The organism is Ectopseudomonas toyotomiensis, from assembly GCF_900115695.1.
GTDB classification, from domain to species: Bacteria; Pseudomonadota; Gammaproteobacteria; order Pseudomonadales; family Pseudomonadaceae; genus Aquipseudomonas; species Aquipseudomonas toyotomiensis.
Map to the genome: position 1 here is coordinate 141167 of NZ_FOXK01000001.1, position 22549 is coordinate 163715.

The 22549-nt window shown below is 62.8% G+C and carries 24 protein-coding genes; 7 read left to right on the forward strand and 17 right to left on the reverse strand.

Annotated features, from left to right (window positions below):
- The first annotated feature begins 26 nt into the window (after positions 1 to 26).
- Complete coding sequence (locus tag BM186_RS00710; protein ID WP_074913024.1) at positions 27 to 698, forward strand: COG3650 family protein; 672 nt, start codon at positions 27 to 29, stop codon at positions 696 to 698.
- A 52-nt stretch (positions 699 to 750) separates the two neighbouring features.
- On the opposite strand, the gene BM186_RS00715 is transcribed toward BM186_RS00710, so the two are convergent.
- Complete coding sequence (locus BM186_RS00715) at positions 751 to 1680, reverse strand: LysR family transcriptional regulator (RefSeq protein WP_074913026.1); 930 nt, start codon at positions 1678 to 1680, stop codon at positions 751 to 753.
- Between the two features lie 116 nt (positions 1681 to 1796).
- Here BM186_RS00715 and BM186_RS00720 point away from each other — a divergent pair, with 116 nt between their 5' ends.
- The 4 genes from BM186_RS00720 to BM186_RS00735 all read left to right on the forward strand — a co-directional run bounded on the left by BM186_RS00720 (position 1797) and on the right by BM186_RS00735 (position 6249).
- On the forward strand, positions 1797 to 2561 hold the full coding sequence (locus tag BM186_RS00720) for a 3-oxoacyl-ACP reductase family protein (protein ID WP_072422634.1): 765 nt from the start codon (positions 1797 to 1799) through the stop codon (positions 2559 to 2561).
- A 78-nt stretch (positions 2562 to 2639) separates the two neighbouring features.
- Complete coding sequence (locus BM186_RS00725) at positions 2640 to 3242, forward strand: NADPH-dependent F420 reductase (protein ID WP_072423720.1); 603 nt, start codon at positions 2640 to 2642, stop codon at positions 3240 to 3242.
- A gap of 32 nt (positions 3243 to 3274) precedes the next feature.
- Positions 3275 to 4471 carry an MFS transporter gene (locus BM186_RS00730; protein WP_239690023.1) on the forward strand — a complete coding sequence of 399 codons (1197 nt, stop codon included), beginning with the start codon at positions 3275 to 3277 and terminating at the stop codon, positions 4469 to 4471.
- 164 nt (positions 4472 to 4635) lie between these two features.
- Positions 4636 to 6249: an NAD(P)/FAD-dependent oxidoreductase gene (locus tag BM186_RS00735; protein WP_074913027.1), complete on the forward strand. Its 1614-nt coding sequence runs from the start codon at positions 4636 to 4638 to the stop codon at positions 6247 to 6249.
- Here the strand turns inward: BM186_RS00735 and BM186_RS00740 are convergent.
- The 14 genes from BM186_RS00740 to BM186_RS00805 form a co-directional block, all read right to left on the reverse strand.
- Positions 6246 to 6635 (reverse strand): hypothetical protein, encoded by a 390-nt coding sequence (locus BM186_RS00740; protein ID WP_239690022.1) that lies wholly within the window; start codon positions 6633 to 6635, stop codon positions 6246 to 6248. The genes BM186_RS00735 and BM186_RS00740 overlap by 4 nt on opposite strands.
- 17 nt (positions 6636 to 6652) lie before the next feature.
- The gene (locus BM186_RS00745; RefSeq protein ID WP_074913031.1) at positions 6653 to 7165 is read right to left on the reverse strand and encodes a GNAT family N-acetyltransferase; all 513 of its coding nucleotides are present in this window, start codon (positions 7163 to 7165) and stop codon (positions 6653 to 6655) included.
- Between the two features lie 108 nt (positions 7166 to 7273).
- Positions 7274 to 7612, reverse strand: coding sequence for a Na+/H+ antiporter subunit G (locus BM186_RS00750; RefSeq protein WP_072423722.1), 339 nt, complete (start codon positions 7610 to 7612; stop codon positions 7274 to 7276).
- 12 nt (positions 7613 to 7624) lie between these two features.
- Positions 7625 to 7894, reverse strand: a complete 270-nt coding sequence (locus BM186_RS00755; RefSeq protein ID WP_004423843.1) for a K+/H+ antiporter subunit F — start codon at positions 7892 to 7894, stop codon at positions 7625 to 7627.
- The gene (locus tag BM186_RS00760) at positions 7879 to 8376 is read right to left on the reverse strand and encodes a Na+/H+ antiporter subunit E (protein WP_072422637.1); all 498 of its coding nucleotides are present in this window, start codon (positions 8374 to 8376) and stop codon (positions 7879 to 7881) included. The genes BM186_RS00755 and BM186_RS00760 overlap by 16 nt, the downstream gene beginning before the upstream one ends.
- Positions 8373 to 9884 carry a monovalent cation/H+ antiporter subunit D gene (locus tag BM186_RS00765; RefSeq protein ID WP_074913034.1) on the reverse strand — a complete coding sequence of 504 codons (1512 nt, stop codon included), beginning with the start codon at positions 9882 to 9884 and terminating at the stop codon, positions 8373 to 8375. The genes BM186_RS00760 and BM186_RS00765 overlap by 4 nt, the downstream gene beginning before the upstream one ends.
- A complete protein-coding gene (locus tag BM186_RS00770) occupies positions 9881 to 10210 on the reverse strand; it encodes a Na+/H+ antiporter subunit C (RefSeq protein ID WP_072422639.1) in 330 nt (109 codons plus the stop codon). Before BM186_RS00770 ends, BM186_RS00765 begins: the two co-directional genes overlap by 4 nt.
- Position 10211: 1 nt before the next feature.
- The gene (locus tag BM186_RS00775; RefSeq protein ID WP_072422640.1) at positions 10212 to 13004 is read right to left on the reverse strand and encodes a monovalent cation/H+ antiporter subunit A; all 2793 of its coding nucleotides are present in this window, start codon (positions 13002 to 13004) and stop codon (positions 10212 to 10214) included.
- A gap of 360 nt (positions 13005 to 13364) precedes the next feature.
- Positions 13365 to 13826 carry an outer membrane lipoprotein gene (locus tag BM186_RS00780; RefSeq protein ID WP_017677796.1) on the reverse strand — a complete coding sequence of 154 codons (462 nt, stop codon included), beginning with the start codon at positions 13824 to 13826 and terminating at the stop codon, positions 13365 to 13367.
- A gap of 114 nt (positions 13827 to 13940) precedes the next feature.
- On the reverse strand, positions 13941 to 15074 hold the full coding sequence (locus BM186_RS00785; protein ID WP_072422641.1) for a glycerate kinase: 1134 nt from the start codon (positions 15072 to 15074) through the stop codon (positions 13941 to 13943).
- A gap of 198 nt (positions 15075 to 15272) precedes the next feature.
- The gene (locus BM186_RS00790; protein WP_074913037.1) at positions 15273 to 16640 is read right to left on the reverse strand and encodes a GntP family permease; all 1368 of its coding nucleotides are present in this window, start codon (positions 16638 to 16640) and stop codon (positions 15273 to 15275) included.
- A gap of 185 nt (positions 16641 to 16825) precedes the next feature.
- Positions 16826 to 17956 (reverse strand): sugar diacid recognition domain-containing protein, encoded by a 1131-nt coding sequence (locus BM186_RS00795; protein WP_074913039.1) that lies wholly within the window; start codon positions 17954 to 17956, stop codon positions 16826 to 16828.
- Between the two features lie 100 nt (positions 17957 to 18056).
- A complete protein-coding gene (locus BM186_RS00800; RefSeq protein WP_074913041.1) occupies positions 18057 to 18575 on the reverse strand; it encodes a ProQ/FinO family protein in 519 nt (172 codons plus the stop codon).
- Between the two features lie 285 nt (positions 18576 to 18860).
- The gene (locus tag BM186_RS00805; RefSeq protein WP_074913043.1) at positions 18861 to 19793 is read right to left on the reverse strand and encodes a LysR family transcriptional regulator; all 933 of its coding nucleotides are present in this window, start codon (positions 19791 to 19793) and stop codon (positions 18861 to 18863) included.
- Positions 19794 to 19895: 102 nt separating this feature from the next.
- Here BM186_RS00805 and BM186_RS00810 point away from each other — a divergent pair, with 102 nt between their 5' ends.
- Both BM186_RS00810 and BM186_RS00815 read left to right on the forward strand, forming a co-directional pair.
- Positions 19896 to 20222 (forward strand): nuclear transport factor 2 family protein, encoded by a 327-nt coding sequence (locus BM186_RS00810; RefSeq protein ID WP_017677802.1) that lies wholly within the window; start codon positions 19896 to 19898, stop codon positions 20220 to 20222.
- Positions 20219 to 21001 carry an SDR family oxidoreductase gene (locus BM186_RS00815; RefSeq protein ID WP_074913045.1) on the forward strand — a complete coding sequence of 261 codons (783 nt, stop codon included), beginning with the start codon at positions 20219 to 20221 and terminating at the stop codon, positions 20999 to 21001. The genes BM186_RS00810 and BM186_RS00815 overlap by 4 nt, the downstream gene beginning before the upstream one ends.
- Before the next feature lie 84 nt (positions 21002 to 21085).
- Here BM186_RS00815 and pdxH read toward each other — a convergent pair whose 3' ends face one another.
- On the reverse strand, positions 21086 to 21733 hold the full coding sequence (gene pdxH, locus BM186_RS00820; RefSeq protein WP_072422648.1) for a pyridoxamine 5'-phosphate oxidase: 648 nt from the start codon (positions 21731 to 21733) through the stop codon (positions 21086 to 21088).
- 81 nt (positions 21734 to 21814) lie between these two features.
- Entirely contained in the window at positions 21815 to 22468 is a 654-nt protein-coding gene (locus tag BM186_RS00825; protein WP_064494362.1) for an OmpA family protein, read from the reverse strand.
- Between the last annotated feature and the right edge of the window lie 81 nt (positions 22469 to 22549).

Below are 22549 nucleotides of genomic sequence, written 5' to 3' on the forward strand. Positions count from 1 at the left end.
GTGGCCGCTCGTATCTGGAGAGACTCATGTCCATCACCCGCTCCCTGCTTACCAGCGTCGCCCTCCTCCCACTTCTGGCCGCCTGCCAGGTTTACACCGGCAAGCCGGAAGGCCCGCCACCGGCTACCCGCCTGCAGGGGCAGGTACAGGTCGAGGATGGTCAGCTGGTGTTCACCCCTTGCCAGGAGCAACGCCGCTTCGTGCTGATCGATGGCGACAGTACCGGCATCCAGCGCGAAGTCATGCAGCTCGGCAGCGATGGCCAGGCCAGCCTGTTCGCCGATCTGGCCGGTCGCCTGGGCGGCAGCCAGGGCAAGGGCAATGATGGTCGCTTCGAAGTCAGCCAGATCTATCGCCTGCAGGGCGAAGGTCATGGCTGCGACGACCTCAACTTCAAGCGCCTGGCCCTGCGCGCCAGCGGCAATGAGCCGTTCTGGCAACTGGAAGTCGGCAGCAAGGGCCTGGTACTCAACCGCCCCGGCCAGGAGCCGCTGGCCCTGCCCTACCTGGAAGAGCAGTTGCCGGATGGGCGCCTCAACTTCAGCAGCGAAGCCAACGGCCAGCGTCTGGATCTGTGGGTCGCACCGCAGCGCTGCGTTGATAGCATGAGCGGCACACTCAACCACCTCAGCGCCGAACTGCGACTCGACGGACAGGTGCTGCGTGGCTGCGCCCATTTCGGCGCCATGCGTAATTGACCATCAGTCATGCCGGTGACGCTGAGTGGCTGCACCGGCACGAACCGTTCAGCTAGCCCAAACTCCCGGCAAAACGCCGTGCATAGTCTTCACGCTGGAAGGCCTCGACCACGAAGTCGATGAAGCTGCGCGTCTTGCCGGGCATCAATTGACGACTGGGGTAATACAGCGACAACGCGCCGGCATCCGCCCACCAGCGCGGCAGCACCCGCACCAGCTCACCCGACTCCAGCCCGGGCAGTACATCGGGTACGGCAAGCATCGCCACCCCCAGACCCAACCGCGCGGCCTCTCGCACAGCAGTCGGATCGTTGACCACCACGGTCTCGCGCATCGTCGCGATCACTTCATCGCCCTGCGCATTGCGCATGTTCCAGGTACGGATACGACCCGACGACAGCGAACGCATGACAATGCAGTCCAACTCGCTCAGACCTGATGGGTCGGCTGGCAACGTGTGCCGAGCCAGGTAAGCGGGAGAGGCAAAGGCAATGACGTGCAGCGGCGCCAGTGTGCGGGCGACCACACCGCTTGCCAACTCGAAACCGCCACCGATGGCGGCATCGTAGCCTTCGGCGATCAGGTCGACCGTACGATTCTCGAAATGCCATTCAGGGCGAACGCGGGGATAGCGCTGCAGGAACTCGGGCAACAAAGGCAGCAGATAACCGATTCCGAAGGATGGCGCCACGCTGATCTTGAGCACACCAGCCGGCTGGCCATCATCGGCTGATACCGCTGCAATGGCGTTCTGCAAGGACTCCAGATTGCCGCCAACCGCGGCCAAGAAAGCCTCGCCCGCCTCGGTCAGCGTCAGCTTGCGGGTCGAGCGCTGGAACAACCGTACACCCAGGTTGCGCTCCAGCATGGCGACGTTGCGGCTGACCGCTGCCGGCGTGAGCGCAAGCCGGCGCGCTGCCGCCGAGAAGCTGCCACTCTCGGCACTGCGTACGAATGATTCCAGGTTGGCCAATGTCTCCATAGACCGATCTTAAACAGATACTTGAAGATAATCCAAATGATTAGCTGCTAATCAAAGAAGAATGAAAACGCGATAGTCACTCCACCGAATGTCTCGGCAATCAAACGGAGTGAACCATGAGCAACGTAATTTCTTCCCACCCCCTTCCTCTGGCCGGCAAAACGGCTCTCGTAACTGGCGGCTCTCGCTCTATCGGCGCAGCGATCGCCAAACGCCTGGCCGCCGACGGCGCCCAGGTTGCCTTCACCTACAACGGCTCGCCCAAATTGGCTGAAGAAGTCGCCATCGAGATCGAATCGGCAGGCGGTCGAGCGCTGGCGATCCAGGCCAACGCAGCCGACCCCGAGGCCGTGCGCGCCGCCGTCGCGAAGACGGTAGAAGCATTCGGAGGCCTCGACATTCTGGTGAATAACGCCGGTATCGGCGTGTTCAGCCAGTTCGAAGAAACCAGCTTCGAGGATTACCAGAAGATGCTCGCGGTCAACGTAACCGGGGTATTCGTCGCCACCCAGGAAGCGGTAAGGCACATGCAGGCAGGCGGTCGCGTCATCCACATAGCCAGTTCGGTCACCAAGTACGCAGGTGTGCCCGGACTTGCCGCATACAGCCTGACCAAAGGCGCCGTCGCCGGTTTCAACCGCAGCCTGGCACATGATCTGGGGCCGCGCGGTATCACGGTCAACAGCGTCCACCCAGGCCCCGTGAACACCGACATGAACCCCGCCGATAGCGAGGTTGCCCAACTCCTGACCCCCCGTATGGCGGTGGGTCGCTATGGAGAGCCACACGAAATTGCCAGCCTCGTGGCATTCATCGCCAGCCCGCAAGCCTCGTTCATCACAGGTGCGGACATCCTCGCTGACGGCGGTTTGACCTCCTGAGTATGCCGGGGCAGGCCAGTCAGCCTGCCCCACAGTTTTCCGACACTTCAGCCCTCAAGGAGTCCCAGCATGAGCAAATTGCCCTCCATCGGCATCATTGGTGCCGGTCATATCGGCGCGACCTTCGCACGCGCCCTGGCGCGTCGGAACATTCCGGCAATTCTCTCCAACAGCCGAGGGCCAGAGAGTCTGCAAGTCCTTGTACAATCCATCGGCCCGAGCATCCGTGCCGGCAGCCGTGAACAGGCGGCAGCGCAAGCCATCGTGCTGGTCGCGGTGAACTGGTCGAAGCTACCAGCGGCCCTTTCGGGACTGCCGGACTTCGGCGGACGAGTCGTCATCGACAGCAATAACCCGATCGAAGCGCCGCTGTTCAACCCTATCGATCTGCATGGCCGCACCTCAAGCGAGGTGTTTGCCGACCTGGTGCCGGGCGCCCATGTAGTGAAGGCGTTCAATCATCTGAACCCCAGACTGCTCATCGCCGATCCCGCCGAGCGCGGCGGCCGGCGTGTGCTGTTCCTGGCCGGTGACGACAATCACGCGAAAAACCAGGTCAGCGCACTGATAGATGAACTGGGCTTCGCCGCTATCGACCTTGGCGAGCTCGCCGAAGGTGGGCGCCTGACGCAATTCCCCGGTGGGCCGTTGCCCTCGCTCGAACTGGTGCAGTTCGGCTGAGCTATCGGGAGACGAAAATGAAGGATTCCATCATGCCCCATACCGATTCATCTGCTGCTGACACCCGATCCATGTCTGCTGCGTGGTGGGCCGTCATCTCTCTTGCCCTGGGCGCCTTCGGCCTGGTCACGGCGGAATTCCTGCCGATCAGCCTGCTGACGCCGATGGCCGCCGACCTGGGCGTATCCAATGGCGCGGTGGGCCAGGCCATCACCGCCACCGCCGTGGTCGCCGCATTCGCCGGACCGCTGGTGGTGCTGTTCTCGGGCCGCCTGGATCGACAAAAGATCGTCTGGGGGTTGATGGGCATGCTGGTGTTCTCCTGCATCCTCTCGGCCTATGCCTCAAACATCACGGTGCTGCTGATCGCGCGTGGGCTGCTGGGCTTCGCCCTCGGCAGCTTCTGGGCCATGATGGCTGCGCTCGCCCTGCGCCTGGTGCCCCCGAACAAGGTGCCGCGTGCCATTTCGATAATCATGATGGGCATCTCGCTCGCCACCATCTTCGCTGCCCCGCTGGGTGCCTACCTGGGAGAACTGTGGGGCTGGCAGGCAACCTTCCTGTCCGCGTCCGGTATTGGCGTGGTGGCGCTGGTGATTCAGATGCTGACCCTACCCAAACTGCCGGCTACAGCAGCGCCAGGCCTGGCCTCCTTCAAGGCAGCGCTGACGCGGCGTGCGGTCGTCGTCGGCATCTGCACTGGGCTGCTGGTCATTTCCGGGCACTTCGCCGCTCTGACCTTCATTCGTCCCTTCCTCGAGGAGGTTCCCCGCCTGGATGTCGCGACCGTTTCGCTTGCCTTGCTGGCCTTCGGTGTCAGCGGCTTTTTCGGCAACCTTGCCGGCGGCGCCGTCGCCGCGCGCAGTCCGGCCTGGGCAGTCAGCAGTTGCTCGTTCCTGATCGCTGCCGTTGCACTCACGCTGATCCTGTTCGGCACACAGGCTGACGTTGCCTTCGTCGCGATTGCGCTGTGGGGCTTCGCGTTCGGCGCCTTCCCGGTATCGATCTCGATCTGGAACGCGCGCGCCGCCGCCGATCACGCGGAAAGCGCTGGCGCCCTGCTGTCATCGACCTTCCAAGTCGCCATTGCCGCAGGTGCGGTTCTAGGAGGGCTGATCATCGACAGCCTCGACTCGCAAGCCGTGATCGTCTATGCCGCGACAGCAGCCTTCGCGGGCGCTGCCCTGATGTTCATTCAGGGTCGCGCAATCGAACGTCAGCGCGGCTGAGTACGCACTCGCGCAGCGTTCGAGACATCGTTCACCTACGCTCAACGGAGCAAAGCCGTCAGTAGTTCGAGAATGCCGTCCTCTCCACCCGGACCGCGAATCCCGTACAATCGCCGACCTTCTTCACCTTGCCGGATCGCCACCGGCCAACCAGGACACTGCCCATGCTTCGCCTGACCGAACTGAAACTGCCCCTCGACCATCCCGAGGACGCGCTGCGCCCGGCCATCGTCCAGCGCTTGGGCATCGCCGATAGCGAGCTGCTGGCCTTCAGCGTGTTCAAGCGCAGCTACGATGCGCGCAAGAAGTTTGGCGACATGCCGTTCATCTACACCCTCGACTGCGAGGTGAAAGACGAAGCCGCCCTGCTCGCTTGCTTGAGCGATGACAAGCATGTAGGCCCGGCACCGGATATCACCTACAAGCCGGTCGGCAAGGCCGAAACGCCTTTGGACGAACGCCCCATCGTGGTCGGCTTCGGCCCCTGCGGCATCTTCGCGGCGCTGATCCTGGCCCAGGCCGGCTTACGCCCCATTGTGCTGGAACGCGGCAAGGAAGTACGCCAACGCACCAAGGACACCTGGGGCCTGTGGCGCAAGAACGTGCTCGACCCCACCTCCAACGTGCAGTTCGGCGAAGGCGGCGCTGGCACCTTCTCCGACGGCAAGCTGTATAGCCAGATCAAGGACCCTTACCATCACGGGCGCAAGGTGCTGCAGGAGTTCGTCAAGGCTGGCGCGCCGGACGAGATCCTCTATGTCAGCAAGCCGCATATCGGCACCTTCCGCCTGACCGGCGTGGTCGCCACCATGCGCGAAGAGATCAAGGCCCTGGGCGGCGAAGTGCGCTTCCAGCAGCGAGTCAGCGACCTGCTGATCGAAGACGGCCAACTCACCGGCGTGGTGCTGGAGAACGGCGAGCAGCTGCTCAGCCGCCATGTGGTGCTGGCTCTCGGCCACAGTTCGCGCGATACCTTCCGTATGCTGCACGCCCGTGGCGTGTTTCTCGAGGCCAAGCCGTTCTCGGTGGGCTTTCGTATCGAGCATCCACAGTCGCTGATCGACCGTGCGCGCTTGGGCAAGTACGCCGGCCACCCCAAGCTCGGCGCCGCCGACTACAAACTGGTACACCACGCCAGCAACGGCCGCTCGGTGTACAGCTTCTGCATGTGTCCAGGCGGCACCGTGGTCGCCGCCACCTCCGAGCCTGAGCGTGTGGTCACCAACGGCATGAGCCAGTATTCGCGCAACGAGCGCAACGCCAACGCCGGCATCGTCGTTGGCATCACTCCCGAGCAGGACTATCCGGGCGGACCACTGGCCGGCGTCGAGCTGCAGGAGCGTCTGGAATCGCACGCCTATGTGCTCGGCGGGCGCAACTACGAGGCGCCAGGGCAACTAGTGGGCGACTTCATCAAGGGCACCCCATCCACTGCGCTGGGCGAAGTACAACCCTCCTACAAGCCGGGCGTGAAACTGGGCGATCTGGCGCCCTCGCTGCCGGACTTCGCCATCGAAGCCATCCGCGAAGCCTTGCCGGCCTTCGGCAAGCAGATCAAGGGCTTCGACCTGGCCGATGCGGTGCTCACCGGCATCGAGACGCGCACCTCCTCGCCGGTGCGCATCACCCGTGGCGATGACCTGCAGAGCCTGAATCTCAAGGGGCTGTATCCGGCCGGTGAAGGTGCGGGCTACGCCGGTGGCATTCTTTCCGCTGGGGTCGACGGCATTCGCGTGGCCGAAGCCGTGGCCAAAGACATGCTTGGGTTGAATCGCTAAGCAGCGTTGCCCGGCCGAACGTCAGCGACTTGGCCGGGCCTTCTGAAGCGAAGCAGTACCAGCAATGGTATCGCCAGCACCAGCGTACCAATCCCAACCACCAGCAGGCTGCGGTACGGCATGCTGGCGAAGGCATTGGCCCAGAATGTCGCCCAGAGCAGCAGGCAGACGCCAAAACCGATCAGTCCGCTGCGCCGGCTACGGCAACTGAGCAGCCAGACAGCATTGCACACAGCCAGAGCGCCGAAGAGATACAACGAGTGCTGTAGTTGCAGGCCATAACTGATATCGCGGCGAATCCCACCGAACATCTGCCGATAGGCCTCGATGGCGCTGCGGTAGAGCATCAACGCCAGCAGCATCTGTGCGGCGGCCAGCACAGCCATGGCAAGCAGTCGCTGGATCATTGCCTGGCCCGCAGGCAGCACAGCGTCGAACGCCCCGAACCGTTGGGCCGCCGCGTGGGATCGGCATAGGTCAGCAGCTCACTGAAACCGGCCTTGCGCATCATCCCCGCGGATGCCGCATTCTCTTCGTGACGATCAACATAGATATCACTGACGCCCAGCCGCCACAGCTCTGTGACGGCCTCACGCAGAAGACGCGCCCCCAATCCTCGGCCGGCGCAATCGCGATGCACCACCGCTTCGCAGATGTAGCCATGCACCTGTCCGGCACGCGCGGCAGGTTGATGAGCGGCGAAATCCTGGGTCAGGCGATAACTGACGAACCCCAGCAGTTGCCCCTGCTCCTCGGCCAGCACGGCCAAGGTCGTACTTGACGCAATACCCTGCAGGTGCTGGCGAACCTCGGCTTCGGGCAAATGATTCCAGGGGTTGGGCCCATGCTCGAGAATCAGCGCGCAGAGTGCCTCGATATCCTCGACACAGGCCTGACGAATGACCAGCTCGCTCATCTCCTGACTCCTCTGACGCAATACGCCGCCTGATTCAAGAGCGCAGTCTAGAGCGGGCAATTGCCTGGCGACAGTGACAGCCAGGCGCGAGAAACGCCTGACAGTGGCTCAGTGATCATCGTCCCAGGGCTGACCTTGGGTACGCTCGGTCAGCTCGACCTTCTGCTGCATCGCCGCCTTGGCCAGGATATGTGCACTGACCGGCGCAGTCAGGAACAGGAACAGGGTGATAAGCAGTTCATGCAGGCTCAGGCTGCCGGTGTGATGGGCAAAGAACAGCATCGACGCGATCAGCGTACCACCGACGCCCAGCGTCGTAGCCTTGGTCGGCCCGTGCAGGCGCGTGAAGAAATCCGGCAGCCGATACAGTCCGATGGCCCCCACCAGGGCAAACAGACTGCCGAGAATCAGGCAGGCACAAATCAACAATTCCAGCCAGAACGGCATGGTCATTCCCTCTTAATCGATGATGTCGCCATGCAACAGGTGCTTACCCACTGCGACCGTACCAACGAAGCCCATCACCGCGATCAGCAGTGCAGCTTCGAAGAACAGATCCGATGCCAGCCAGATGCCGAACAGTACGATCAGCGCCAGCGCGTTGATATAAAGAGTATCCAGTGCCAGAACCCGATCAACCACGTTCGGCCCCTCGACCAAGCGCGCGACATTGAGCAGCATGGCCAGCGTGAGGATGCCCATGCACAGAAAGACTACGTTCTCGAGCATTCGAATATCTCCAGCAGCGGCGTTTCGTAACGGCTTTTGACCGCCGCGATCAGTTCGTCGCGATCGGGCACATCGAGTCCGTGCACCAACAGGGTCTTGTGATCGGAGCTGAGGCAGGCAGAGACCGTGCCGGGGGTCAGCGAAATGATGCAGGCCAGGGTGGACAGGACGAACTCATCCTCGATTCCCACCGGCACCTCAACGAATGCCGGCTGCAGGCGCGACTTCGGCCCCAACACCAGTTTCACCACCTGTAGATTGGCCACCACGATGTCGTAGAACACTTTGCCAGTGAACAACACCAGCCCCAGCGGCTTGCGCACCCTCGGCACATGCAGCAGGAAGTCGCCACACAAATGTACGATGGCCCAGGCGAGAAACAGCCCGAGCAGGAGATGCCCCAGGTTGAAGGTGTTCACCAGCAGCAGCCAGAGCACCGTCAGCACCAGCATCATCCGCGGGTGAGGGAAGAAACGCCTCATGCCGCACCTCCGGCGATGATCGACAGATAGGGTTGCAGATCGAGCAACTGCGCCGCAGCAGCCTCCAGATACGCCAGGATGGGCTTGGCAGCGATCAGCAGCAGCGGGCTGGCCAGCAACAGGCCAAGCGCAGCCAGCAGACTGACGCGATCAGCCGGTTCGGCTTTCGAAGGCGACGCATCCGCACCATGGCCCAGCCAGAACAGACTGGTACCAGCGCGGCTCAGGGCCACCAGCGTCAGCAGCCCACCGATCAGCACCACCGGCCACAGGCTCCAGGCTTGCCAGCCAGGCTCCGCCGCGCGCAACAGCAGCATCTTGCCGAGGAAACCGGAGAACGGCGGCAACCCGGCCACGGAAATGGAGGCGAAGAAGAACATGCAGCCCAGCACCAGCGGCTGGCGCAGCACGCGCTCCTGCTGCAGATCACCGCCGGCGCTGTCACGCTGGGCGACCACCAGGCCGGCCAGCAGGAACAACGCCGCACTGATCAGCGTGCTGTGCACCATGTAATACAGCGCAGCACTCAACGCCGCCACATTGCCGATGGCGAAACCTGCCATCAACGTACCCACCGAAATCACCACCAGATAGGCCAGCAGCGCCTGCAACTGGCGCGCTCCCAGGGCGCCAATTACACCGAAGGCAATGGTCGGCAGGGCCAGCCACCAGAGCAGTTCATGGCCGAGATTGGCCAGCGGCCCGGCCTCTTCGCCGAACACCAGAGTGAACACGCGAACGACGGCGTAGAAGCCCACCTTGGTCATGATGGCGAACAACGCTGCCACCGAAGCGGGCGCTGCGGCATAGGCGCGCGGCAGCCAGAAGCACAGCGGCAGCACGGCGGCCTTGAGACCGAAAACGATCAGCAGCAGGTAGGCAGCCGCCTTGATCAGCGGCGCGTCGGCAACATCGGCGCTGGCCACCCGCGCAGCCAGGTCCGGCATGTTCAGGGTGCCGGTCAGGCCATACAGCAGGCTGACGCCGATCAGAAAGAACGAAGAGCCCAGCAGGTTGAGCACCACGTAATGCACGCCCGCCTTGACCTGATTGGCGCGGTTGCCATGCAGCAGCAGTGCATAGGAAGAGATCAGCAGGATCTCGAAGAACACGAACAGGTTGAACAGGTCGGCGGTGAGGAACGCACCGTTGATGCCCAGCAGCTGGAACTGGAACAGCGCATGGAAGTTCGGCCCACGCTCATCGTCGCCGCGGCAGGCGTAGATAAGGGCGAAGCAGGCGAGCAGCGCGGTGAGCAACAGCAGCGCAGCGTTGAAGCGGTCGAGCAGCAGCATGATGCCGAACGGCGCCGCCCAGTTACCCAGCGCATAGACCTGCAACTGCCCCGCACCAGCCAACAACACCAGATACAGACACACCGGCAGCAGCGCCAGGCAGCCGACCAGGGAAATACCCCGCTTCAGGTCCCGCGACCAGCCGTGGCCGACCAGCAACAATGCGCCGAAGAATAGCGGCAGCAGAACGGGGAGGATGATGGCGTGACTCATGCGCGCGGCTCCTCGCCATCGACGTGATCGGTTTTCAGTTCGCCCATGCCACGCAGGGCCAACACCACGACGAACGCGGTCATGGCGAAGCCAATGACGATAGCGGTGAGCACCAGCGCCTGCGGCAGTGGGTCACCGTACTCGGTACTCTTGCCGATCACCGCCGGCACACCCGTGCCGAGCCGGCCGGTGGCGAAGATGAACAGATTGACCGCATAGGAGATCAGGGTCAGCCCCATCACGACCGGGAAGATGCGCGCCCGCAGCAGCAGGTAGACGCCGCTGGCAGTCAGCACCCCGAGGGTGATTGCGAATACTGCCTCCATATCAGATGACCTCCTTGCACGACTCGTCCTGACTGACATGGCCGATATTGGAAAGAATCAGCAGGGTGGCGCCGACAACGGCCAGATACACCCCGAGATCGAAGAGGATCGCGGTGGCCAGTTCGATTTCGCCGATCAGCGGAATATGGAAATGGCCGAACGCCGAAGTCAGGAACGGCGAACCGAAGAGCCAGCTGCCCAGACCAGTCAGTCCGGCGATCAGCACGCCCCAACCGGCCGTGGCGTGATAGCTGAATTTCAGGCGTTCCTGGGTCCAGGTCACACCATGGGAGATGTACTGCAGAATCAACGCCACCGAGGTGATCAGACCGGCGATGAAGCCGCCGCCCGGCAGGTTGTGCCCGCGCAGGAAGATGAACGCCGAAATCAGCAGCGCCATCGGCAGCATGGCCCGCGCCAGGTTGTCGAGGATCATCGGATGCGCATCGGTCGACCATGGACGACCGTTCTTGTCGTGGGTCGGATGCGGCAGGTGCAGGCCATGCAGCAGCGCATAGATGCCCATGGCGGCAATCGCCAGCACGGTGATCTCGCCCAGGGTATCGAAACCGCGGAAGTCCACCAGAATCACGTTGACCACGTTGGTACCGCCGCCACCGGAGACACTGTTCTCGAGAAAGAACGAGGAAATGCTCTGGTAAGGACGGGTCAGCACGGCGTAGGTCAGCATTGCCACCATGGTGCCGCTGCCCAGCGCCAGAACCAGATCACGCAGGCCGCGCAGGCTGCTCGACTCCGCCGGGGTGCGATCGGTCATGAAGTACAGGGTGAGCATCAGCAGGATGATGGTCACCACCTCGACCGACAACTGGGTCAGCGCCAGATCCGGCGCGGAGAAACGGGCGAAAGCCAGCGCCACCATCAGACCAGCGGCGCTGAGGATCATCAGCGCCACCAGGCGGCGGCGGTGGAAAACCACGGTGAGCACCGCAGTCACCATCAGGATCAACATGCCCGTGACGGTCAGCGGATCGATTGGCGTCATCGGCACGCTGCCGGTCAACTGCTCCAGAGGCGAAAGCGCGATCACCACCAGGGTCAGGGCACTGCCGATCATCCAGGCCAGGTAGCGTTGCAACGAACCACACTCCAGAAACGCAGTGAAACGCACGGACATACGCGTCATGTAGCGCACCACCTGGTCGAAGGCGTCCTTGGCATCGAGGTTGGGCAAACCTTCATACCAGCGGAACAACGGCTTGCGACAGGCATAGACGATGATCCCGCCGAACAGCGCAACGAAACTCATCAGTAGCGGCAGGTTGAAGCCGTGCCAGACCGCCAGGCTGTACTCGGGCAACTCCCCACCCAGCGTCGAAGCGGCAGCGGCGGCCAACAACGGCGCTACCGTATAGGCTGGCACGATGCCGACCAGCAGGCAGAGGAACACCAGTACCTCGACCGGTACCTTCATGTAGCGCGGCGGCTCGTGCGGCGGATATTTGGGCAAGTCGATCGGCTCGCCATTGAAGAACACGTCGTGAATGAAACGCAGCGAATAGGCCACCGAGAACACCCCGGCCAGGGTCGCGGCAGCCGGAATCACCCAGTTGAAACCGCCCAGCAGATGCTGGTGCAAGGTTTCGGTGAAGAACATCTCCTTGCTCAAAAAGCCATTGAGCAGCGGCACGCCAGCCATGGCCGAAGCCGCCACCATCGCCAGCACCGCCGTATGCGGCATGTACTTCCACAAGCCGTTTATTCGCCGCATGTCGCGGCTACCGGTTTCGTGGTCGATGATGCCGGCAGCCATGAACAGCGAAGCCTTGAAGGTCGCGTGGTTGATGATGTGGAACACCGCCGCCACAGCCGCTAGCTGGGTATCCAGGCCGAACAGCAGGGTGATCAGCCCCAGATGGCTGATGGTCGAATACGCCAGCAGGCCCTTCAGGTCATGCTGAAACAGCGCCATGCCTGCGCCTACCAGCAGGGTGGCCAGGCCGGTCAGGCTGACCATGTAGAACCACCACTCGGAACCGGCCAGCGCCGGATACAGACGCGCCAGCAGGAAGACCCCGGCCTTGACCATGGTCGCCGAGTGCAGATAGGCGGATACCGGTGTCGGCGCCGCCATCGCGTGCGGCAGCCAGAAATGGAAAGGGAATTGCGCCGACTTGGTGAACACGCCGAGCAGCACCAGCACCAGCGCCAGCGGATACAACTCGTGCGCGCGAATCGCGTAGCCGGCGGCCAGCACTTGAGACAGTTCGAAGCTACCGGCGATGTGGCCGATCAGCAGGATACCGGCGAGCAGCGCCAGACCACCGCCCCCGGTGATTGCCAGCGCCATGCGCGCGCCCTTTCGGGCATCGGAACGCGAACCCCAGAAGCCGATCAGCAGGAACGATGACAGACTGGTCAGCTCCCAGAACATCAGCATCAGCAGCAGGTTTTCCGACAGCACCACACCGAGCATGGCGCCCATGAACAGCAGCAGGAAGGCGAAGAAACGCCCCATCGGCTCGGTCTTGGCCAGATAATAGCGCGCGTAGAGGATGACCAGCAGGCCGATGCCGAGAATCAGCAGGGCAAACAGAAAGCCCAGACCATCGAGGCGCAGACTGAGATTCAGCCCCAGGTGCGGCAACCACTCCAGTTTGACCCGCAGCACTTCACCTGCGAACACTGCAGGCTGGTAGCTGAACAGCAGCACCAGCGCCACGATGGGGGCTATAGCAGCAGCCGCGGCACAGGCCGAGCGTCCAAGCCGATCTGCAAGCACCGGCAGAAACAACCCAAGAAATGGCAAGGCGACAATCAGCGCAAGCGCCATCGGAAAAACCCCTTAAGCAGGCACGTCGGATCAGCTGACACAACGACGAGAATTGGAGTCGCAACTCCCTGACGGTAATAGTTCATGCACCACAACGGTTCAGCTAAGTCGTTGTCGGTACAAGCATAACGGCCGATTATCCATAACTATCAAGACAACGTCATGCATTGAATTATCGTTAAACACACTTGGTAACATGCAGGCGGCTGGAAGTGCTGCTGACAGCCGATCACCACTATAGCGAGGCCACAAAAAATTGCCGGGAGCGCTTCTTTTGCGCAAGCCCGACGAGTTGTCACCAGAGATGGCAGGCAAGAAAAAGCCGGAGCAACCAAAGCTGCTCCGGCTGGTTTGTAACGATCAGTGGGTGACGCGACTGGTACCGTTTACCGTCATGATGCGCACGCGCTCGCCGACACGGAACACCTGGTTCGGCTCAACTTCCTGGACGTAGGCGCGCATGGTGCCGTCGTCCTCACGCACGGTGATCTCAACACCCTGAGTCCGGGTCAGGCCTTCTTCAGCTGCGGCGCCCAACAGACCACCGGCAACGGCACCGACCACAGCCAGGACTGCGCTGCCGCGTCCGCCACCGAGGCCACTACCACCGATGCCACCAACCACAGCACCGGCACCTGCACCGATCGGTGTCTTGGTCCCTTCGATCTTCACCGGGCGCAGCGATTCGATGGTGCCCATGCGTACTGTTTGCACCGCTCGGGCCTCATCGCGGCTGTAGGTATCGCCGGTCAGGCTGGACTGACAGCCCCCGAGGGCCAGCATCGCGGCCAGCGAGGTAATGAGCAGAGTGGGTTTACGCATAGCAATTCCTCCAGAGGTATCTCAATCCATTAGACGCCGGGCGAGCGTAACTGTCACGACGGATCCTGAACAATAGTTGTTTCAGACAGACCAAGTTCAGCCAGGTTCGCCTCATCAGGCCCGGGCGAGACGCCAGAGCCGGGCGATATCCGTGGTACGCGCCTGCAACTCGGCCGCCGCACCGGCCATGGCCTGCTCCAGGGACAACGGGCCCGGCGCCAGGCTGAATGCAGCTTCGATACCCGCCTCGTACAGCGCTTGATAGTTGTCGCCCAAACTACCGGATAAAGCGATGACCGGTACCCCGGCCGCACGCGCCACACGCGCTACGCCGACCGGTGTCTTGCCGTGCAGGGTCTGGGCATCCATGCGCCCTTCCCCGGTAATCACCAGATCCGCGTTCTCCACTGCGGCGGCAAGGCCGGACAGTTCGGCCACCAGGGCGATACCGGGACGGAAACTGGCCTTGAGGAAAGCACGAGCAGCGAAACCGAGACCACCCGCCGCACCCACACCGGGAAACTCGGCGTGATCCTCGCCCAGCGTCGCCGCTGCGATACGGGCGAAGCGGCCGAGTGCCGTATCCAGCTCCGCGACATGCTCAGGCGTTGCGCCCTTCTGCGGGCCGAACACCGCGGATGCGCCGCGTGGCCCGCACAAGGGATTGTCGACATCGGCGGCGACCTCGATCTGCACCTTGAGCAAACGTGCATCGAGCCCGCTCAGATCGAGCTGGTCGAGACCGGCCAAAGCCGCACCGCCCGGCGCCAGTTCCCGCCCCTGGGCATCGAGAAAACGCATCCCCAATGCCTGTAACAGGCCAACCCCGGCGTCATTGGTGGCACTACCGCCCAGCCCCAGAATGATTCGCGTAGCACCGGCATCCAGCGCCTCACGGATCAGTTCGCCAGTGCCGAAGCTGCTGGCCAGACGGGCATCGCGCTGTTCACGCGGCACCCAGTGCAGGCCGCTGGCCGCCGCCATCTCGATCACCGCCGTGCCCTGCCCCAGCCAGCCCCAATGCGCCCTGACCGGCGCGCCCATGGGGCCACGTACCTCACGCTCACGGCGCTCGCCACCCACGGCAGCCAGCAATGCATCGACCGTACCCTCGCCGCCATCGGCCATTGGCCGCAGCAAACACTCGGCCTCGGGAAACACCTGCTGCCAACCGCGGGCGATGGCAGCGGCCACATCGGGCGCGCTGAGGCTCTCCTTGAAGGAGTCAGGAGCAATGACGATTTTCATGATAGGTACCTCGAAAGGAGGCAGGCGACCGTAGCCGCCTGCTGGTTACAGACTGTTGAAAAACGTAGGCGAGGCAGTCAGTGCAAGGCAAAAACAGGCGAAAAAGCGGAGTTTACGAGCGGTAAATGAGCATTTTGAGCCTGTTTTTAACGCAGCAATGGCAACGCAGGTAGTTTTTGAACGGTCTGTTAAGCGGGATTACAGCAGAACCAGGCTAAGCAGCCAGACAGCGGCCATACCGGCAATACCCTGGATCAGGGTCGCCATGGTCTGGGCACGGTAAGCGGTCGCCACTTTCATGCGGCTGAACTGGGTCACGACCCAGAAGAAGCTGTCGTTGGCATGAGAGACGGTCATCGCACCCGCACCGATGGCCATCACGGTCAACACGCGGCCCATCTCGCTGTCGAGCCCCAGATTGCCCAGCAGCGGCGCAACCATCGCCGAGGTGGTAACCAGGGCAACAGTAGAAGAACCCTGAGCACTCTTCAGCGCAGCGGCCACCAGGAAAGGCATGAACAGGCCGATGCCCAGCACCGACAGGGTGTCGCCCAGATAACCGGTCAGCGCGGTGGCCTTGAGAATCGCACCGAAGGCGCCACCGGCACCGGTGATCAACAGAATCGGCGCCGCCTCTTTCAGGCCATGAGACACATGATCATGGAACTGCTGACGCTTGCCTTCGCCCTTGAGCAGAGAGCAAGCCAGCACCAGGCCTACCAGCAGCGCGGCAACCGGCTGACCGAGGAAGCTGAGCACGTCGAAGAAAGCACCAGTACCGAAGGGCTTGCTCGGGAAAGCAGCGACCGAGCCCAGGCAGATCAGGATGATGGGCACGAAGATTGGCGCGAACGCCTGCCAGGCGCTGGGCAACTTGCCATAGCGGGCACGCAGTGCATCGAAATCGACGTTATCGGCGAGCAGTTCGCTCGGCGCTTCTTCCAGCAATTCGTGGTCGTTCTGCTTGAGGAAACGGTTGGCCCACAGCATACCGGCGACGGCGGTGACCGCTGCGACCAGCAGACCGACCAGAATCACCAGGCCCAGGGAGGTTTCCAGACCCAGATTGCCGGCCGCAGCGATCGGACCGGGGGTTGGCGGCACGAAGGTGTGAGTGGCGTACAGGCCGGTCGCCAGAGCCACGCTCATGGCCACCACGGACACCTTCATGCGCGCGGCCAGGGCATTCTTCAGCGAGTTGAGAATGACGTAGCCGGAGTCGCAGAACACCGGAATCGATACCAGATAGCCGATGATCGACATGGTCAGGGTGGGGAAACGCTGGCCCAGCAGACGAATCACCGTCTCGGCCATGGTGATGGCGGCACCGCTACGTTCGAGGATCACGCCGATGATGGTGCCGAGAACGATGACGATACCGATATAACCGAGAATGCCGCCAAAGCCGGCCGTCATGGTCTTGATGATTTCGCCGCCGGGCAGCTGGTAGGCGAAACCGGCGATCAGTGCAGCGGCCAGCAACGCCAGGAAAGGGTGCAATTTCAAACGGGTAGTGGACAGCACGATGAACGCGATCAGTGCCACCAGAATCAGGACCAGGCCCATGACCAGTCTCCTCATTGTTGTTATGGCGGGCGCAGGGCCCGGATGGGAATGCCGAGAGGCGTCACATTGTGGCTCAGCCACCCCCAGCCTCGCCCTGTGCGCTGGCACTAAAACAGCCGCAGCCACGCGCAAGAGGCTGTGCAATCGCACAAAGCCATCTGCCCGCCTTTACCAGCGGTAGCGGATTACCGAACGTTCGACTGATCCTTCGCGGCGGATTCCAGCAAGCCCAGCCCCAAGGATAGCTGCAGGCGCTGATCCAGCCGATTGAGGTCCAGGCCACTGAGTTCGGCGATGCGCTCCAGGCGGTAGCGCAACGTATTGCGATGAATGCCCAACTCCTGCGCACAGGTTTGCACCTGACCGTCATGCGCGCACCAGGCTTCCAGCGTCGCCCTCAGCGTGCCCTGTGGGTCCTGCGTCAGCACCTGACGCAACGGTGCCAGCCAGCCCTGCAGCAACCAGCTGTGGCGCTGGGCATAGAGCAGCGTCGGCAGACGCAATTCGTCCAGACGCAGCAAACGTTGACCAGGAAAACGCGCCTGACCGTAGGCCTGAAGATCGCGCAGGACCAGGCTGGCCTGGCGCAGCTCGGTCAGGTCATGCAGCGGATCGCTGAGCGCCAGCGAGCTCACGCCCCACTCGCGCTCGTCAGCCTGCTGCAGCCAGGCGCGATCATCGCGCGTGGCGCTGTAGGGCCGACACCAGAGCAGCTCATGACGCCCGAGCGGCGCTACCAGATGTTCACTCTTGCCCCCCAGTGCGGCGAGCAGACGCGCCTGACGCGGCAGAGGATCGCCCTCTCCATCGAGTTGCAGCAGGCACATCTGGCGCGGCCAGGTCAGTTGCAGGCCCAGGCGTTCGGCATCGACCTCGAGACTGGACAGGCGCAGCATGGGGTCGAGCAACTGTCGCAACCAGGCCTCCTGCTGATGCCGCTGCCAGTGCCGCTCGGCCTGCAACACGCGATGCTCGACCAGCATCTCCGCAGCCATACGCACCAGCTCGGCATAGGGCCGCACTATTTCGGGATCACCGGTGATACCCAGCACGCCAATCAGGCGCTCGGCATGCAGCAACGGCAGGTTGACACCGGGCTTGACCCCGCGCAGGCAGGCCGCTGCCTGCGCGTCGATCTCCACCACGCGACGGTTGGCCAGCACCAGTTGTGCGCCTTCGTGGCGGGTATGCAGGCGGCTGGGGTCGCCGCTGCCGATGATCATGCCTTGGGCATCCATCACATTGATGTTGTGCGGCAGGATGGCCATGGCGCGGTCGACTATATGCTGCGCCAGAGTAGAGTCGAGTTCGAGCATGAGAAACGGCCTCGCGAATGAGGCCGCCATTGTAGGCGTGTCAGCGGCGCCTCACGAAGTATCCCTCGCAGCGCCGGCGAAACCTTCAGGTAGCCAGCATTTACTCCGCAGCAGACGCTCCGGCGCTCTCGGCGGCCTTGTCGTCCGCTGGTGCTTTCGCCTTGGCCTGATTGCGCCGAGCCTCGGCACGGTGCCGCCTGGCCTGCTGCTTGGCATGCAGCGCTTGCGCCGCCGTCACCGCGCCAACGGGCTGGCCTTGCAGATCCAGACGCGGTGCATTTTCGGTCATGGCAGCCCAGTAGCGACCGCCGCGGCACCAGGCGGCAATACCCGCCTTGAGCTGCTCAGCGGTGATGCCGAGCAACTGCAGATGCTGCTCGGCGTCCTTGAGAATGCCCTCTTTCAACGGCACCTTGGGCGCCGGATTGACCGGAAAGGCCAAGGGGAAGTGCTTCTGCAAGCGCCAGATCGCCTCGACGGTAGGATCCTGCTCGCGCGGCTTGGCTTTATGCGGTTGCTTGCGCTTTTGCGGCTTCGCGCTTTCGGTCTTTACCTGCTGTACCTGCTGCTTCTCGGCGCGCAGGCGGTCACGTAGCTCGGCTAATTGTTCAAAACCCATCGTTCGGTTCGCAGCGTCCTGGTTGGTTCGTGGCGCAAGGGTATCTTATGTGTTCGTTTCGTACAGCCTTCTTGGCGATTGGCGTGCTCAGCGGTAGGTGGTGGACAGACGATAAGGGGGACTTGTGGAGGGCGGCTTTTGGCCAAAAAAGCAGCCTATGACCAGAAGTCAGGCCCAGCCGCATGAATGATCTCGCCAGTAAAACAGGCCCTCAAAGCTACTGTCGCGCCAACCGTTGGCTCCATGTGCTCGAGGTCCTATGCCCCACTGGCCTTTGCTTCGTCCTTATCGTCGATATTTTTCGTGGCTGGGTCGATCAAACAGGTTTCTATCCAATAGACAGTCTATGAATGCACCTAATGCGGCTGGTCGGTATTGCCGGTTCGGGTAATAAAGAAACAAGCCTGGGCGCGAGATCGACCAGTCAGCGAGGACCTGAACCAGCCGCCCTTGAGCGAGGAGCTCGCCCACGCTTTCTCTTTCGAAATGGTAGGCAATGCCGAGCCCCTGCAGGGCGGCAGCGATGCCGATGTCAGGATGATTGGTAACAACGGGGCCATCTACCGTCATCTCCAGCAGTTGCCCGCAATCCTGGAACTCCCAGCGATAGGGCCTGCCATCCATCTGCAAGCGCCAGTTGATGCAGGCGTGATCCTGCAACTCGGCAGGTGACTGGGGCGTACCTCGACGTGCGAGATAATCCGGAGACGCTACGGCGACCATGTTCAGATCTGGGGTCAGGCGAACGGCCACCATGTCTTTCTCAAGCCGGCCACCTACACGGATGCCCGCGTCAAAACGGCCGAGCACGATATCGGCCAAGGCGTCGTCGACCACGATGTCGAGCAGCACCTCAGGGTGGGCCTGGTGGAATCGTGCCAGCCGAGGTGCGATGAGCGTTCTGGCGGCGATCCCCGGCGTGTTGATGCGCAGCGTGCCGCTTATCTGGCCTGTCGCCTCACTGGCCTCGGCGACTGCAACAGCCATTTCCTGAAACAAGGGGGCGATACGCTTGTAGAGCAGCTCGCCATTGGCCGATGGTGCGACGCTGCGAGTGGTGCGATTGAGCAGGCGTACGCCAAGGCGCGCTTCGAGCTGCCGGATGGTCTGGCTGAGTGCCGAGGGAGAAAGGCCCAGATGCTCCGCCGCACGGGCGAAGCTCTGACGCTCTACAACGGCCACGAAGGCCTTTAGCTCGGCAAATTCTGACCCGCGCATTATGCATCGCTCTCTACATAGCCAATGCTGATTCTAGGTGATTCATTTAATTCTGTCCGGCACTCACCCTAGGGTTATCACTGATCCTATGGAGCCGACAGCATGTCCACCTTGACCCTTCCCGAGCCAATCGCTGCTTACTTTGCCGCTGAACACAACCCCGAAGCGTTGGCGCATTGCTTCACGGCGCAAGCCGTTATGACCGACTTCGGTCATACCTACACGGGCGTCGAGGCCATCCAGGCCTTCCTGGCCGAGGCATCGGCCAAGTACAGCGCCACCAGCGTGCCCTTTGCCATTGAGCAAGAGGACGAATTCCAGCTCGTGAGCACCAAGGTCACCGGCAACTTCCCTGGCAGCCCGATCATTCTTTCGTACCGTTTCCATCTTGAACGCGGCCTGATCGCATCGTTGGAGATCACAGCATGAACTTCGACCTTCGACTCGATGGCCTGCGTGCGGTGGTCACCGGAGGCACCCAAGGCCTTGGCGCTGCCGTGGTGCAGGCCCTGGTGGCGGCTGGCGCCCGAGTGGCGACATCGGCGCGCGACGTGTCGGTACAACCCGTAGATGACGTCACGTACATCGGCGCCGATCTGACGACGGCGCAAGGCGTGGCGCACCTCGCACAGACCGTTCTGGATAGCTGGGGCGGTGTGGATATCGTGATCAACTCGGTTGGCGGTTCGAGCGCACCTGCCGGTGGCTTTGCCGCCCTCAGTGATGAGCATTGGCAGGCCGAGCTGAACTTGAACCTGATGCCGGCCGTGCGCCTGGACCGCGCCCTGTTACCGGCCATGCTGTCCCAGGGCTCGGGCGTCATCCTTCATGTGAGCTCGATCCAGCGCATGATGCCGCTGCCAGAGTCCACCACCGCCTACGCCGCCGCCAAGGCAGCGCTCACCACCTATAGCAAGTCCCTGGCACGGGAAGTGACGCCCAAGGGTGTGCGTGTGCTGAGCGTCGCGCCCGGATGGATAGAGACCGAGGCGTCCATAAGGTTTGCCGAGCGCTTGGCTGAAGAGGCGGGCACCGACTACGAAGGCGGCAGACGAATCGTCATGGAGGCGATAGGTGGACTCCCGCTGGGTAGGCCTGCCACGCCTCAGGAGGTGGCTGACCTGATCGTCTTCCTCGCGTCGCCGCGGGCCGCGTCGGTCTCCGGCTCCGAGCACCGTATCGACGGCGGCACCATCTCGACGCTGTAACCGCCGGCCGCACAACGCAACCACAGCGAGCCCTCAAGGCTCGCTGCTTCCCTCTTTCTCTCGGGATGTTGCGACCACTAGCCCCTAGGGAGCCAGCCGTTCACGAATCCAGGCCTCGCCCTTGAAGCGGTAGTTGAGGCGGTCGTGCAGGCGGCTTGGCCTGCCCTGCCAGAATTCGATGCGCTCGGGCAGCAGGCGGTAACCGCCCCAGTGCGGGGGGCAGTGCGGGGTCTGGCCCTGGAAGCGTTTTTCGGTTTCCGCCAGCAGGCTCTCCAGCTCGGCGCGGTCGCGAATCACCTTGCTCTGTGGCGAGGCCCAGGCGCCGATACGGCTGCCTAAGGGACGCACCTGGTAATAGCCATCGGATTCGGCAGCGCTCACGCGCTCCACGCGGCCTTCGATGCGCACCTGGCGTTCCAGGCTGGGCCAGAAGAAGGTCATGGCGGCGAACGGGCGCGCTGCAAGCTGGCGGCCCTTGGCGCTGTCGTAGTTGCTGAAGAAGGTGAAGCCGCGCTCGTCGAGGCCCTTGAGCAGGAGCACCCGGCAGTGCGGGCGGCCCTCTTCGTCGACGGTGGCCAGGGTCATGGCGTTGGGTTCAACCGGCAGTTGCTCGGTCTTGACCGCGTCATCGAACCACTGACGAAACAGGGCAAAGGGTTCCAGCGGGGCCTGGGCTTCGCTCAGGCCGTCGCGGGTGTAGTCGCGGCGCATATCGGCCAAGGTTTGGGTCATGGCAATTCCTCAGGGCAAGGCCAGAAGCCAATCCGGCTGCTTTCTAGTGCTTGCCCGCGCAGGGTGGAAATGCCCGCAAGCTTACTCCGACTTGCTCACTTTTCCTTGATCTGCGGCAGCTACCTTGGGTGCATCCTTGAGCTCCACCTTGGCCGGCTGGCTGTACTTGGCGATCAGGCCCTGCATGGTGTCACGCGAAGTCAGGAGAATCTCCACGCGGCGATTGAGTGCACGGCCGGCCGCGCTGTCGTTGGCCGCACGGGGTGCGTCGGAGCCCAGGCCCATGACCTGCAAGCGGTTCTGCTTGAGGCCGCTGAGGCGGAAGATGGAGGTCACGGCCCGCGCACGCTGTTGGCTCAGGTCGCGGTTCTGGGCGTCGTCACCGCTGCTGTCGGCATGGCCGAGCACGACCACGGCAACGTCTTCGTCGCTTTCCAGCAACTTGGCTACACGGGTGATGGGGCCGAGGCTCACCGGTAGCAGCATGTGCGGACGATCCGGATTGAACGAGCCCTGCACCGGGGCGGTGACCACCAGCAGGTTTTCGCGGCGCTCGAACTCGAAGTGGCTGCCCTTGACCGCTTCACGCAGTTTCGGCTCGTACTCGTCGAGCCAGGCGCGGGTAACTTGAGGCGGTGGCATCACCGCCGGCTTGGCGACTTCCTTCTTTTCCGAGCCGGCGCAGCCCGCGATCAGCAGGCAGCAGGTAAAGGCAAAAATCTTGTTGGCACGCATGTAGCCCCCGGGGTCACACAAATCTAATGGTCGGATCGTTATGGTTGGTACTGAACGGTTGGCGCAAGTTTAGCCGTTTCA